This window comes from Variovorax sp. GW821-FHT10B04 (genome assembly GCF_059415645.1).
Window position 1 is genome coordinate 331779 of record NZ_JBWKNQ010000002.1, and the last position, 12937, is coordinate 344715.

The following is a 12937-nucleotide window of genomic DNA, read 5'->3' on the forward strand; positions in this document are numbered from 1 at the left end:
CAGCAGAATCCAGACATCATGACTCCGACACCGTCCATCCTCCAGATTCAAGGGCTGCACAAGCGCTTCGGCGCGCACCATGTGTTGCGCGGCATCGACCTCGACGTGCAGCCGGGCGACCGCATCGCGGTCATCGGGTCGAGCGGCTCGGGCAAGAGCACGCTGCTGCGCTGCCTGAACTTCATGGAGATGCCGTCCGCCGGTCGCGTGGTGCTCAAGGGCCGCGCCATCGGCACGCCGGCCCGCGACGGTGGCGAGATCCGCTACGGCCGGACCGAACTGAGCGCGGTGCGCAAGCAGGTCGGCATGGTGTTCCAGCAGTTCAACCTGTTCCCGCACATGACGGTGCTGCAGAACGTCATGGAGGGGCTTGTCACCGTCAAGCGCGAGTCGACAAGCGACGCACGTGAGCGCGCACTGCGCGAATTGACCAAGGTCGGGCTCGCCGAGAAAGCCGGCGCCTACCCCGGTCACCTGTCCGGCGGCCAGCAGCAGCGGGTGGCCATCGCCCGCGCGCTGGCGATGGAGCCCGAGGTTCTGCTGTTCGACGAGCCCACGTCCTCGCTCGACCCCGAGCTGGTCGGCGAGGTGCTCTCGACCATCCTCGCGCTCGCCAACGAAGGCCGGACCATGCTGCTGGTGACCCACGAACTCGGCTTTGCCTATCACTTCGCCACCAAGGTGGTGTTCCTCGCCGACGGCCAGTTGCACGAGACGGGCACGCCCGACGAGGTGCTCAAGCACCCAAAGCAGGAACGCACGCAGCGCTTCCTCGAGCGCTTCACCGCCTTTCATTTCTGAACCGAATCACCGAACCCCACGACCCATGTCCGCCGACAGCGCTCTCTCCAAGACCAGTTCCCAGGCCTACACCCCCGACGATCGCAACGACGCGGTGCTCGTCCATGTCAACGGCCAGTTCGTGCCGCGTCACCAGGCCACCGTGTCGGTGTTCGACGCCGGCTATGTCTGCGGCGACGGCGTGTGGGAAGGCGTGCGGCTGGTCGACGGCCGCATCGTGTCCTTCGACGCGCACATCGACCGCATGTGGGAAGGCGCCAGGTCGATCTCGCTCGACATCGGCATGAGCAAGGACCAGATCAAGAAGGTCGTGACCGACACCTTCCTGCGCAACGGCATGCGAGACGGCGCGCACGCACGGCTGATGGTCACCCGCGGCGTGAAGAAGACGCCCAACCAGGATCCGCGCTTCATCATCGGCGGCGCCACCATCGTGTGCGTGGCCGAGCACAAGGTCGTCACGCCCGAGGCCAAGCGGAAAGGGCTGAAGCTCTTCACCTCCACCTACCGCTGCAGCGGGCCCGACGTGTTCGACCTGCGGCTCAATTCGCACAGCCGCCTGAACCTGATCCAGGCGCTGATCCAGGCGATCCAGGCCGGGGCCGACGAGGCCGTGATGCTCGACCCGCACGGTTTCGTCTCCAGCTGCAACTCGACCAACTTCTTCGTGGTGCGCAACGGCGCGCTGTGGACGTCGTCGGGCCGCTACTGCTTCAACGGCATCACGCGCGGCACCCTCGTGCGGCTCGCGCGCGAAGCGGGCATCCCGGTGTTCGAAGGCGATTTCACGCTGGCTGAGGTGTACGCCGCCGACGAGGCCTTCGTCACCGGCACGCTGGCCGGTATCACGCCGGTGCAGTCGGTCGACGGCCGCGCCATGGTGCCGGGCGGCCCGGTCACGCAGCGTCTCGACGCCCTCTACCGCGCCTACATCGCGAGTGCCAGCGACGCGCACGGCACGCTGCCGGCCGCCGATTGATTTCTTCTCCAACCCTCGTCCCTCAACCCGTCACCGGAATCAACCCATGAACGCCAACACCTCGTTCCTGCGCCGTGCCCTCGCCGTCACGCTCGCCGCCACCCTGTCGCTCGGCAGCCTTGCCGTGTCCGCGCAGACCCTGCAAAAGGTCAAGTCGGCCGGCGAGCTGCGCATCGGCGTCGCGCCCGGCGACCCGTGGTACTTCCGCGATCCGGCGACGGACAAGTGGACCGGCCTGGGCGTGCTGCTGGGCGAGCAGGTCGCCAAGGAGATGGGCGTGAAGATGACGCCGGTCGAAACCACCTGGGGCAACAGCGTGGCTGCGCTGCAGGCCGGCCAGATCGACGCGATGTTCGTGCTGGACGCGACCGAGGAGCGCAAGAAGGCGCTCGACTTCCCGGCCAATCCGCTGCTCTGGTATGCGCAGGGCGTGCTCACCAAGGACGGCCTGGTCGCCAGGAACTGGGCCGACCTCGACAAGCCCGAGGTGCGCATCGGCGTGGCGCTGGGCACCGCCACCGACCGCGACCTGACCGTGCGCCTGCCCAAGGCCAAGATCGAGCGCTTCACCAACACCGACGAGACCGTGGCCGCCTTCATGTCGGGCCGCGTCGACGCCATCGGCTTCTATCACCCGGCGCTGGTCATCGCGTACTCGAAGATCCGCAAGGGCAAGGTGCAGGTGCCGCAACCGGTCGTCGCGCTGCCGACCAGCGTGGGCATCCGCCGCGAGACCGACACCGCCTTCCGCGACCAGCTCGACGCCATCATCGGCAAGCTCTACGCCTCGGGCCAGACGCAGGCGCTGTACGCGCAGTACCTGAAGACCAAGAACATCGACGCGGCCACCGTGCCCGGCGTGATGAAGGAAACGCTGGGCCAGTAACCGGCGCAAGGCGGCGAAGAACATGAACTACGCATGGGACTTCAGCGGCGTCTGGGCGCACCGCGACATGCTGCTGGCCGGCTTCGTCGGCACGATCAAGATCGCCGCCGTCGCCATCGCGGTGGGCGTCGTGGTCGGCATCGTGCTCGCGGCGCTGCGGCTGTCGGGCAAGCGCTGGCTGGCGCTGCCCGCGCTGTGGTTCATCGAGTTCTATCGCAACACGCCGCCGCTGGTGCACTTCTTCTGGGCGTTCTATGCGCTGCCGGTGCTCATCGGCGTGAGCCTCGACCCGTACGTGGCAGCCGTCATCGCGTTGTCGACGCAGTCGGGCGCCTTCTTCGCCGAGGTGTTCCGCGGCGGCGTGGTGTCGGTTGAGCGCGGCCAGTGGGAAGGCGCGCGCGCCATCGGCATGCAGCCGCACCAGGCGCTGCGCCGCGTGGTGCTGCCGCAGGCCATGGCGCGCATGGTGCCGCCCTTCATCGAGCGCGCGTTCGAACTCATCAAGACCACCGCGCTGGCGTCGACGCTGGCCTATTCCGACCTGCTGTACCAGGCCATGCAGGTCAACTCCATCACCTTCCGGCCGCTCGAGGTCTACACCGTGATCGCGGGCATCTTCTTCCTCACGCTGCTGGTGTTGAGCATCGGTGCCCGCGCGCTCGAGCACCGGCTGAGCGTGTCGACCCGCACGCAGGGAGCCTGACGCGCCATGGATTTCACCTGGGACTTCTCGGCCGTGCTGCAGAACTGGCCGGTGCTGCTCAAGGGCGTCGGCGTCACGGCCTGGCTGTGGGCCGTGGCCTTTCCGGCGGCGATGCTGCTCGGCGTGCTGATCGCGCTGGCGGCACGGTCGAACAGCCGGCTGCTCGGTGCCGCCGCGCGCGGCTACATGGAACTGTTCCGCAACATCCCCATCCTCATCCAGCTGGTGTGGTTCTTCTACGCGTTCCCGATCGTCACCGGCGTGCAGCTGAGCCCCTACGTGGCGGCGCTGCTGGCGCTCACGCTCAATGCGTCGGCTTACTGCTCGGAGATCTTCCGCGGCGGCATCGCGTCGTTGCCCAAGGGACAGTGGGAAGGCGCGCTCGCCATCGGCATGGAGCGCGCGCAGGTGCTGCGCCGCGTGGTGCTGCCGCAGGTGCTCAAGCGCATGCTGCCCGCCTTCACCAACCGCGGCATCGAGCTGGCCAAGAACACGTCGGTCGCCTCGGTGATCGCCGTGCACGAGCTGATGTACCAGGGCCGCGCGCTCAGTGCGGTGTCGTACCGGCCGCTGGAAATGCTCACCGCCGTGGCCGTGATTTACTTCGTGCTCATCTACCCCGGTGCCTGGGCTGCGAGCCGGCTCGAGAAGCGGCTGGCGCTGCGCGGCGCCTGAGCACACCACGAACGAGAAACTCACAGCGATGGCGACCCACACCCTTCCCGACTTCGCGCCTGCGCCGTCCGCCACCCGCCGCGACTACGTGGCCCAGACGCTGCGCACGGCCATCCTCACCGGCCAGATCGCGCCCGGCACACAACTGGTCGAAAGCCACTTCGCGACCCAGTTCGGCGTCAGCCGCGGCCTGTTGCGCGAAGCCATTCGCGAGCTGATCGAAACCGGCCTGGTCGTGAACCGGCCCTACGCCGGCACCTATGTCGCCGACATCGACGAAGAGACGATGAGCGATGTGTACGAGGTTCGCCGCATCATGGAGAAGCAGGCCTTCATCCGCCTCTGGCCGCAACGCGACGCGGCGTTTCGCGCAGAGATGACGGCGCGCTACGACGCGCTGGCCGAAGCCGTCGCCAGCCGAGAACTGAACCGCGAGAGTGCTGCCGAGGCGCACTTTCATGGGCTGGTCTATGAACGCTGCGGCAACCATTTGCTGCTCGACGTGTGGCAACAGATGACGCAGAAGATCCAGCTCGGCTTCGCCGTCTGCCGGCTCACGCACACGCCGAAGCCGGACTATGCGGAGAACCACAAGCTTTTCCTGACACTGGCGATCGGGGACGACCTGAATGCGATGCTGGAAGAGCTGGATGCGCATTTGCTGCGGGGGTTGGGGACGATTCGGGCGGCGCTCCAGCGGACAGCAGCGCGCGACTGAATCAGCCCTGATCGTTTTTCGGGCGGTGCTTGATGGCGTTCTCCAGCGCCTTCAGGTCCGCGTCGTCTTGCTGGTCGGCATGCAGTGCGTCTTGCTGCTTGCGACGCTGGTCGTAGTCGAGGTAGAGCGCACTCGTCTTGGATTCCATCTGCGCATGGCTCACCGCGCCGGTGTGCGTGAGTACAGGAAAACCGTTGAAGCTCACGATCTGGTCCACGTTCTGCTTCCAAAAAGCCATGCGAATTTCTTGGCGGCTCTTGGTGCGCAGCTCCGCTGTTTCCAGGAAGATCACCACCAGCCTGTTCAGGGTGTCTATCTCGTCTTCGGTCAGGTAATTCTTGGCCACCAGGATGTCTTGCTTGCGCACTTGGGCGCCCTTCCAATGCATCAGGCCAAAGTTGGGGTCATCGCGATTGGCCCGAGCTGTGATGAGTTCGGCCGCCGTCTTCTGCGTCACGGCGTAAAGCAGCAGGTTTTGTACCGCGGCGAAAAAACCCTGCGTTGCCTGGTCCGTCTTGTCGTAGTCGCTGGCCAGCGCCAACAGATCGCGCACCTTTTGGTAAAAGCGCTTTTCCGAAGCCCGGATGTCCCGGATGCGCGCCAGCATCTCGTCGAAGTAGTCCAGGCGGCCATCAGGGTTCTTCAGCCGCTCGTCGTCTATCGCGAAGCCTTTGACCAGGTACTCCTTCAGCACGGTGGACGCCCAGCGGCGGAACTGTACGCCGCGCGGTGAGCGCACGCGGTAGCCCACGGCGAGGATGGCGTCGAGGTTGTAGTGCGACACGCGGTAGTTCTTGCCGTCAGCGGCAGTTGTCAACCGTTGGTTGACAACTGAATCTTGACTCAACTCCTGCTCAGAAAAGATGGCTTTGAGGTGCTTGGCGATGTTCTGCTTGCTGGTCTGGAACAACTCCGCCATTTCAAGCTGGGTCAGCCAAACCGTACCCAAATCAGCCCGAAGTTGAATCTGGCTTTTTCCATCTTCGGTGGTGTAAAGAATCAATTCATTCATGCTGCAGGCGCTCCAGCTCTTCTCTTTGCAGGTGGTTCAGAGATTTCAGGCAGCACGAACTCATAGCGTTCCAAGAAGCATCAAGAACCTGCCGGTGACGGCGCATATTAGGCCGGCCTTGAGCTCCGCGATGGAATGCGCGACCCCTCGTCACCCCCGCTCCGGCAACCCCACCAACCCCCGCAACGCCCCCGACCCAAAGATCAACCCCGCCTGCGCCACGAATCCCGCCAGCGCAGCCCACAGACACATGGCCTCGCCCCCATACACCCCGATCAACCCGCCCAGCGCCGCGCCGACCGGCCGCGCGCCCGCATTCACCGCCAGGAACAGTGCCGACACACGCCCCAGCATGCCGTCCGGCGTGACGCTCTGGCGCAGCGTGGCGGACGTGATCACCCAGATGATCGGCCCGGCGCCGAGCAGGAAGAACGACAGCCCAGCCAGCGCGCCGTTGGGCCAGGCGAGCGTCGCGACCATCAGCGCGGCGGCCAGCACCGACACGGCCGGGCCGAGCTGGACGGCGCGGCCGAAGGGCAGGGCGGCGATCACGCGTGGCGCCAGCAGCGCGCCGGCCACCATGCCCGCGCCGTTGGCCGCCAGCGTCAGGCCGACGCCATCGGCGCCGAGCCCGAGCGCCCGGACCGCGTAGGACACATAGGCCGCCTGCAGCACGAACCACGACAGGTTCCACACGGCGGCAGTCAGCAGCATCGGCCGAAGCAAGGGGTGGTCCCAGACCAGCCGCGCGCCGTCCTTCAACTCGGCCCAAGGGTGCCGCGGCGCCGCAGCGGCCGAGGACGCTGCGGTCGGCGACTCCGGCAGCCGCAGCAGCAACCCGGCCGCCACGACCGACAGCATCGTCGCCAGCTCGAAGGCGGCCGATGCGCCGGCCCACGACACCAGCGCGCCGGCGAGGGCCGGGCCGGCCGTGAAGGCGGCACTGCGCGCCAGTTCGAGCCGGCCATTGGCCTGTGCCAGCGCACCGCGCGGCACCAGCGCGGGGACCAGCGCCGGCGCGGCAACACTGAAGGCGACGGTGCCGACCGCGCCGAGAAATCCGAGCGCGCCCAGCCATCCGATCGACAGCCGGCCCCACAGCACCGCCGCGAGCAAGCCGACCAGCGACAGCGCACGCAATGCTTCGGCCCCGATCATCAACCGCCGTTTCGACACGCGGTCCGCGGCCAGGCCGAACGGAATCGACAACAGCAGGAAGGGCAGCGTCTGCACGGCAGCAAGTGCGCCGATGTCGCCCGGGCCGGCGCCAAGCATCAGGACGGCAACCAGCGGAACGGCCGAAAGACTGAGTTGTTCGGCCGACTGGGCCGCCAGATTGGCCCAGCCCAGGAATATGAAAGAGATCGGAAACGGTCTTGAATTCATTTCATTTGTAATCAATAAGTCTTCATCTTGCGTGAATTAACCTTTAATTTCAGTCGAATTCGGACATGTGACCAATTGCAAGGGCAGAATGTAAAAAACTGTAGCCCTCCCGATGCTCTCTGCATTCAGCCATCTGCTCCTGACCGCATACCGGCGGGCCCAGGAATTGGATGTGCAAAGTTTTCAGGACCAGATCCTGACCGATCTGAAGGCGGCGCTTCACTTCGATTCGTCGGTGTGGGGCACGGCGACGATGACGAGGGCCGGCATCGAGATCCACAGCGCCCACCTCTACAACGTGTCGCCCCGGATGCTGCAGGCCTACGAGAAGATCAAGCATCTCGACCCGGCGGCGATGCAGGTCACGCGTCAGCCGCGCGCCACCATGGGTTTCAATGTCGCGCGCGATTTCGCCGGGCCGGCCCACGGGGCGATGCGGGATTTCTGCGACGAGTTCGGGCACCGCAATTTCTTCGTCACTTCCGACCTGAATCCGCGCACGCAGTTCGTGCACTGGATCTCGCTGTTTCGCACCGACCCGGATCGGGTCTGCAAACCGGCCGAGATCGAATTGCTGTCGCACCTGGCGCCGCATCTCATGCAGGCGCTGGCGCTGAACCGGCTGGTGCATCTCGACCGCCTCGGCGGCGACAACACGCGCGACACCTGGGCCGTCGCCATCGCCGATGCGCGCGGGGTGATCTATCACGCCGATCCCCGTTTCCGTGAACTGATGCATCTGGAATGGAACGGAAACGCGGAAGACCAACTGCCCGAAGCGCTCTCTGCGCTGCTGGCCGGCGGCGACAGCCAGGTCGTCGGCCAGCGCGTGGTGGTGGAACGCACGCTCGAGCATGAAGTGCTGTTCTTGCGAGCGCGCCGCCGCCACGCCGTGGACAGCCTGAGCACGCGCGAACTGATGGTCGCGCGCCTGCTGGCCGACGGGCTGACGCAGAAGCAGGTTGCGGCGCAGCTGGACCGGTCGCTCGAGACCATCCGCACGCAGGCGCGGACGGTGTTCGACAAGCTGGACATCAAGACGGTGGTGATGCTGGCGCCGCACCTCGCGTTGCGCGACTGACCCCCCAGGCTTCGCGCACTGCGTGTCGCTTTCGCCAACCCCCTTGCAGGGGGCGCACCTGCAGCCCTGCGGCGCCGGTTCTGCGGTGTCTATGGAATTTCTCCGTACCTGATTGAAGTTGCTGTGCGCGCACCAGCGCGGGGATGGACTGCGCCGGATTTCTGGCCTGCATATTGCTTTGGACCTGTTGAGCGTTGACTGTCGACAGTTTGCATGAGGCAATCAAGACGGTGCGCGCCACACCGTGCCAGCGAAATCACCAGGAAGAAAAGCCATGTCCTTGCATGTCGTGGGCAGCCGCCCGTCCATGTCCGATGCCGAGCGCCAGGTGCGCGAGGACCTCGCTGCCGCGTACCGGCTGGTCGCCTACTACGGCATGGACGACAGCATCTACACGCACATCTCGGCGCGCGTGCCGGGTGCGGACGACCAGTTCCTGATCAACCCCTACGGGATGCTGTTCAAGGACATCACGGCCTCGTCGCTCGTGAAGATCGACCTCGAAGGCCGCATCCTCGACGACTCGCCCTACGACGTGAACCCGGCCGGCTTCACGATCCACAGCGCGGTGCATTCGGCGCGGCACGACGCGGCCTGCGTGCTGCACACGCACACGGTGGCGGGCGTCGGCGTGTCGTCGCTGGCCGGCGGGCTGCAGCCCTGCAACCAGTGGGCGCTGCAGTTCTACAACCGCGTGGTCTATCACGCGTTCGAAGGCATCGCGCTCGACTTCGAGGAGCGCGAGCGGCTGATCGCCGACCTCGGCCCGACGTCGCGCGCCATGATCCTGCGCAACCACGGCCTGCTCACGCTGGGCCGCACGGTGTCCGAAGCCTTCATCCTCATGCTGAACCTGGAGCGCGCCTGCCGCGTGCAGATGGCGATCCAGGCGAGCGGCCAGCCGATCCACCCGGTGCCGGCCGACGTCTGCGAGAAGACCGCGCGGCAGTACGAGAGCGGTGACAGCTCGCGCAAGCCGGGCGACCCCGATCCGAACGGCCGCGAATGGGCCGCGATGCTGCAGCGCATCGAGCCGCTGCCGCCGACCTCATACAAGGCCTGACAAGGCTTGACTCGAAAGCCTGACCCGCCCCCAGGCCTCCGCGCACTTCGTGCGGCCTTGCCTTGTCTCCCGCTCATTCGTCCTCTCTTCAACTTAGCAATCAGGAGTCCGTGTCCATGAAACGTCGCAATCTCATCCAGATGGGTGCCGCCGCTGCCGCAGGTTTCACGCTTGCCGGCGTTCCGATGCATGTGCTGGCCGCTGGAAAGAAGGGCGGCGTGATCAACGCCGTCGTGCAGCCGGAGCCGCCCGGGCTGATGCTGGGCATCACGCAGAACGGCCCGACGCAGATGATCGCGGGCAACATCTACGAAGGCCTGCTGCGCTACGACGAGAAGATCAATCCGCTGCCCTCGCTGGCCACCTCGTGGACGCAGAACAAGGAAGGCACGGTCTTCACCTTCAAGCTGAAGCCGGGCGTCAAGTGGCATGACGGCAAGCCCTTCACCGCCGACGACGTGGTGTTCTCGGCCGACGTCTTCCTGCGCAAGACGCATGCGCGGCTGCGCGCCAACCTGGCCTCGGTCGAGAGCATCAAGGCGATTGATCCGCTGACGGTCGAGTTCAAGCTCAAGTACCCCTTCGGTCCCTTCATCGGCATCTTCGAAGTCGGCAGCATGCCGATGGTGCCCAAGCACATCTACGAAGGCACCGACTTCCTCACGAACCCGGCCAACGCGACGCCGATCGGCACCGGCCCGCTGAAGTTCAAGGAATGGGTCAAGGGCAGCTACATCCAGCTGGTCGCCAACACCGACTACCACGTGCCCGACATGCCGCTGGTCGAGAGCGTCTACTTCCACGTGATCCCGGACGCGGCCTCGCGCGCGGCGGCTTTCGAATCCGGCAAGGTCGACCTGGTGCCCGGCGGCGCGGTCGAGTTCTTCGACGTGCAGCGCCTGTCCAAGCTGCCCGGCGTTGCCGTCACGACCAAGGGCTGGGAGTTCTTCGCGCCGCACGCATGGCTGTGGATCAACAACCGCAAGGCGCCGATGGACAACGTCAAGTTCCGCCAGGCCATGATGCATGCGATCGACCGCGAGGCGATCTGCAAGGTGGCCTGGCAGGGCTTCGCCAAGCCGGCGACCGGCCCCTTCAACAGCAACATCAAGTTCTACAGCACCGACGTCGCCAAGTACCCGCGCAACGTCGACACCGCCAAGAAGCTGCTGGCCGAGGCCGGCTACAAGGGCGAAACGCTGCGCCTGCTGCCGCTGCCCTACGGCGAGACCTGGACGCGCTCGGCCGAGATCCTGCGGCAGAACCTGGCGCAGGCCGGCGTGAAGATCGAGATGGTCGCGACCGACGTGGCCGGCTGGAACCAGAAGCTCAACGAGTGGGACTACGACCTCGCCTTCACCTACGTGTACCAGTACGGCGACCCGGCACTCGGCGTGGCGCGCAACTACACCACGGCCAACATCGCGAAGGGCTCGCCCTTCAACAACGTCGAGGGCTACTCCAACCCGAAGATCGACGCGCTGTTCGAAGCCGGCGGCAAGGAAGCGGACCCCGAGAAGCGCAAGGCCATCTACCTCGAGGCGCAGAAGATCCTGCTCGACGAAGTGCCGGTGGCGTGGCTCTACGAGATCAACTTTCCGACGCTGTACCGCACCAAGCTCAACAACTTGATCACGTCAGGCATCGGCCTCAACGACAGCCTCGGCGGTGCGAGCGTCGGCTGACATGAAGCGCACGCAGTTCATGCTGACCCGCGTGCTGCAGGGTCTGGTGGCGATCCTGCTGATCGCGACGGTCAACTTCATGCTGGTGCGCGCGGCGCCGGGCGATCCGGTGTCGGTGATGGCCGGCGAGGCCGGCGCGTCGGACGCGCAGTTCGTCGCGCAGCTGCGTGCGCAGTTCGGGCTCGACAAGCCGATCACGACCCAGCTCGCGACCTACCTCGGCAAGGTGGTGCAGCTGGACCTGGGCTATTCGTACCGGCAGCAGCAGCCGGTGCTGAAGCTGATCGCCGACCGGCTGCCGGCCACGTTGCTGCTGACCGGCAGCGCCTTCGCGCTGTCGCTGCTCCTGGGCATCACGCTGGGTGCGCTGTCGGCACGTCGGGCGGGCACCTGGGTCGACAGCTCGATCAGCATGGTCGCGCTGCTGTTCTATGCCACGCCGCTGTACTGGCTCGCGCTGATGGCGGTGCTGGTCTTCACCGTGCAGCTCGACTGGTTGCCGGGCTTCGGCTTCAGCACCGTCGGCTCGGGTGCGACCGGCCTTGCGCTGGCGTGGGACGTCGCGCAGCACCTGGTGCTGCCGGTGCTCACGCTCGCGCTGTTCTACATGGCGGTGTATGCGCGCATGACGCGTGCCGCGATGCTCGAGGTCGCGCAGATGGACTTCGTGAAGACCGCGCGCGCCAAGGGCGTGCGGCCCGGCCGCATCCTGCGCGCGCACGTGCTGCGCAACGCGCTGCTGCCGGTGGTCACGCTGGCCGGCATCCAGGCCGGCGGCCTGATCGGCGGCGCCGTGCTGACCGAGACCGTGTTCGCCTGGCCCGGCCTCGGCCGCCTGATGTTCGACGCGCTGCTGCAGCGCGACTACAGCCTGCTGCTCGGCAGCTTCCTGGTGACCGCCGCGATGGCCGTGCTGTTCAACCTGATCACCGACCTGGTCTACACCCTGGTCGACCCGCGAATCGAACTATGACTCTCCCCCAGGCTTCGCGCACTTCGTGTCGCTTTCGCCAACCCCCTTCCGGGGGCAACACCTGCGGCCCGGCAAAGCCGGTTCCGCGGTGTTCCTCGAACTGGAGCTACTGACATGACGTTGAGCAGTCCTTTCTGGCGGCGCTACATGCGCAACAAGGGCGCCGTGGCCGGCATGGTGGTGCTGGTGGTGGTGGCGCTCGTCGCGCTGTTCGGGCCGTGGCTGGCCACCAACGATCCGTGGGGCATGGTGCAGCAGCCCTTTCTGCGGCCCTGGACCGAACCCGGCTTCGCGATGGGCACCGACACGCTGGGCCGCGACATCCTGTCGGGCGTGATCTACGGCGCGCGCATCTCGCTGCTGATCGGCGTGGTGTCGACCGTCGTCGCGCTGCTCATCGGTGTCACGCTGGGTGCGGTCGCCGGCTACTTCGGCGGCTGGATCGACGCGGCGCTGATGCGCTTCACCGAGCTGTTCCAGGCGGTGCCGAGCTTCGCGCTGGCGATCGTGCTGGTCGCGATCTTCCAGCCCTCGGTGGGCTCGATCGTCGCGGCCATCGCCATCGTGTCGTGGCCGCCGGTCGCGCGGCTGGTGCGCAGCGAATTCCTCACGCTGCGCCAGCGCGACTTCGTTCAGGCCGCGCTGCTGGCCGGCCAGTCGACGCCACGCATCATCCTCACGCAGATCCTGCCCAACGCCATGTCGCCGATCATCGTGATGGGTTCGCTGATGGTCGCCACCGCGATCCTGCTGGAGTCCAGCCTGAGCTTCCTCGGCCTGGGCGACCCGAACCAGATGAGCTGGGGCTACATGGTCGGCTCGGCGCGCACCGTGCTGCGCCAGGCCTGGTGGATGGCGCTGTTCCCGGGGCTGGCCATCGTGCTGACCGTGCTGGCGCTGAACCTCGTGGGCGAAGGCCTCAACGACGGCCTCAACACGCGGCTCGACGGGAGAACGAAATGAGGTCACCCCCGG

Annotated in this window: 13 protein-coding genes; 11 read left to right on the forward strand and 2 right to left on the reverse strand. The window is 66.4% G+C overall.

Annotation, left to right across the window (positions count from 1 at the left end):
• Positions 1-15: 15 nt before the first annotated feature.
• From AC07PZ_RS06640 to AC07PZ_RS06665, 6 genes are read left to right on the forward strand one after another with little or no spacing between them, the layout of a single operon-like run.
• A complete protein-coding gene (locus AC07PZ_RS06640; RefSeq protein ID WP_495294553.1) occupies positions 16-801 on the forward strand; it encodes an amino acid ABC transporter ATP-binding protein in 786 nt (261 codons plus the stop codon).
• A gap of 25 nt (positions 802-826) precedes the next feature.
• A complete protein-coding gene (locus AC07PZ_RS06645; RefSeq protein WP_495294256.1) occupies positions 827-1780 on the forward strand; it encodes an aminotransferase class IV in 954 nt (317 codons plus the stop codon).
• Between the two features lie 46 nt (positions 1781-1826).
• Positions 1827-2666, forward strand: coding sequence for a transporter substrate-binding domain-containing protein (locus AC07PZ_RS06650; protein WP_495294257.1), 840 nt, complete (start codon positions 1827-1829; stop codon positions 2664-2666).
• A gap of 22 nt (positions 2667-2688) precedes the next feature.
• Positions 2689-3369, forward strand: a complete 681-nt coding sequence (locus tag AC07PZ_RS06655; protein WP_495294258.1) for an amino acid ABC transporter permease — start codon at positions 2689-2691, stop codon at positions 3367-3369.
• A 6-nt stretch (positions 3370-3375) separates the two neighbouring features.
• Positions 3376-4044, forward strand: a complete 669-nt coding sequence (locus AC07PZ_RS06660; RefSeq protein ID WP_495294259.1) for an amino acid ABC transporter permease — start codon at positions 3376-3378, stop codon at positions 4042-4044.
• Between the two features lie 28 nt (positions 4045-4072).
• Complete coding sequence (locus AC07PZ_RS06665) at positions 4073-4762, forward strand: GntR family transcriptional regulator (RefSeq protein ID WP_495294260.1); 690 nt, start codon at positions 4073-4075, stop codon at positions 4760-4762.
• Between the two features lies 1 nt (position 4763).
• On the opposite strand, the gene AC07PZ_RS06670 is transcribed toward AC07PZ_RS06665, so the two are convergent.
• Both AC07PZ_RS06670 and AC07PZ_RS06675 read right to left on the reverse strand, forming a co-directional pair.
• On the reverse strand, positions 4764-5774 hold the full coding sequence (locus AC07PZ_RS06670; protein WP_495294261.1) for a virulence RhuM family protein: 1011 nt from the start codon (positions 5772-5774) through the stop codon (positions 4764-4766).
• 150 nt (positions 5775-5924) lie between these two features.
• Positions 5925-7160 carry an MFS transporter gene (locus tag AC07PZ_RS06675; protein WP_495294262.1) on the reverse strand — a complete coding sequence of 412 codons (1236 nt, stop codon included), beginning with the start codon at positions 7158-7160 and terminating at the stop codon, positions 5925-5927.
• A 172-nt stretch (positions 7161-7332) separates the two neighbouring features.
• On the opposite strand from AC07PZ_RS06675, the gene AC07PZ_RS06680 reads away from it, so the two are divergent.
• The 5 genes from AC07PZ_RS06680 (at position 7333) to AC07PZ_RS06700 (ending at position 12925) form a co-directional block, all read left to right on the forward strand.
• The gene (locus AC07PZ_RS06680; RefSeq protein WP_495294263.1) at positions 7333-8241 is read left to right on the forward strand and encodes a helix-turn-helix transcriptional regulator; all 909 of its coding nucleotides are present in this window, start codon (positions 7333-7335) and stop codon (positions 8239-8241) included.
• Positions 8242-8515: 274 nt separating this feature from the next.
• A complete protein-coding gene (locus AC07PZ_RS06685; protein WP_495294264.1) occupies positions 8516-9304 on the forward strand; it encodes a class II aldolase/adducin family protein in 789 nt (262 codons plus the stop codon).
• A gap of 116 nt (positions 9305-9420) precedes the next feature.
• Entirely contained in the window at positions 9421-10989 is a 1569-nt protein-coding gene (locus AC07PZ_RS06690) for an ABC transporter substrate-binding protein (RefSeq protein ID WP_495294265.1), read from the forward strand.
• A 1-nt stretch (position 10990) separates the two neighbouring features.
• Positions 10991-11962, forward strand: coding sequence for an ABC transporter permease (locus AC07PZ_RS06695; protein WP_495294266.1), 972 nt, complete (start codon positions 10991-10993; stop codon positions 11960-11962).
• Positions 11963-12076: 114 nt separating this feature from the next.
• Entirely contained in the window at positions 12077-12925 is an 849-nt protein-coding gene (locus AC07PZ_RS06700) for an ABC transporter permease (RefSeq protein ID WP_495294267.1), read from the forward strand.
• Positions 12926-12937: the final 12 nt, after the last annotated feature.

Excerpts from the sequence above, each read along its gene's own strand:
- AC07PZ_RS06645 (WP_495294256.1), top strand. The coding sequence starts at position 827 with ATGTCCGCCGACAGCGCTCTCTCCAAGACCAGTTCCCAGGCCTACACC.
- AC07PZ_RS06650 (WP_495294257.1), top strand. The coding sequence starts at position 1,827 with ATGAACGCCAACACCTCGTTCCTGCGCCGTGCCCTCGCCGTCACGCTC.
- AC07PZ_RS06655 (WP_495294258.1), top strand. The coding sequence starts at position 2,689 with ATGAACTACGCATGGGACTTCAGCGGCGTCTGGGCGCACCGCGACATG.
- AC07PZ_RS06660 (WP_495294259.1), top strand. The coding sequence starts at position 3,376 with ATGGATTTCACCTGGGACTTCTCGGCCGTGCTGCAGAACTGGCCGGTG.
- AC07PZ_RS06665 (WP_495294260.1), top strand. The coding sequence starts at position 4,073 with ATGGCGACCCACACCCTTCCCGACTTCGCGCCTGCGCCGTCCGCCACC.
- AC07PZ_RS06670 (WP_495294261.1), bottom strand. The coding sequence starts at position 5,774 with ATGAATGAATTGATTCTTTACACCACCGAAGATGGAAAAAGCCAGATT.
- AC07PZ_RS06675 (WP_495294262.1), bottom strand. The coding sequence starts at position 7,160 with ATGAATTCAAGACCGTTTCCGATCTCTTTCATATTCCTGGGCTGGGCC.
- AC07PZ_RS06685 (WP_495294264.1), top strand. The coding sequence starts at position 8,516 with ATGTCCTTGCATGTCGTGGGCAGCCGCCCGTCCATGTCCGATGCCGAG.
- AC07PZ_RS06690 (WP_495294265.1), top strand. The coding sequence starts at position 9,421 with ATGAAACGTCGCAATCTCATCCAGATGGGTGCCGCCGCTGCCGCAGGT.
- AC07PZ_RS06695 (WP_495294266.1), top strand. The coding sequence starts at position 10,991 with ATGAAGCGCACGCAGTTCATGCTGACCCGCGTGCTGCAGGGTCTGGTG.
- AC07PZ_RS06700 (WP_495294267.1), top strand. The coding sequence starts at position 12,077 with ATGACGTTGAGCAGTCCTTTCTGGCGGCGCTACATGCGCAACAAGGGC.